This is a genomic window from Rothia endophytica (assembly GCF_928381505.1).
Classification (GTDB): domain Bacteria; phylum Actinomycetota; class Actinomycetes; order Actinomycetales; family Micrococcaceae; genus Rothia; species Rothia endophytica_A.
Window position 1 is genome coordinate 1 of record NZ_CAKMSJ010000045.1, and the last position, 255, is coordinate 255.

At 52.2% G+C, this 255-nt stretch carries 1 rRNA gene; it reads left to right on the forward strand.

Annotated features, from left to right (window positions below):
- Nucleotides 1–255 (forward strand): 23S ribosomal RNA (locus tag L6990_RS11865); the annotation flags it as partial.

Here is a 255-nt window from a genome sequence, read left to right on the forward strand (position 1 = left end):
ACGTATTAACAGGTGTGACGCAGGAAGGTAGCCAAGCCACGCGATGGTTGTCGTGGTCTAAGCGTGTAGGGTATCCGGTTGTTAAATGCGCCGGTGTTGGCCTGAGACGTGATGGGACCCCTTTTTTTGGGGGATTTGGTGATCCTATGCTGCCGAGAAAAGCATCGACGTGAGGTTTTAGCCGCCCGTACCCCAAACCGACACAGGTGATCAGGTAGAGAATACTAAGGCGATCGAGAGAATCATGGTTAAGGA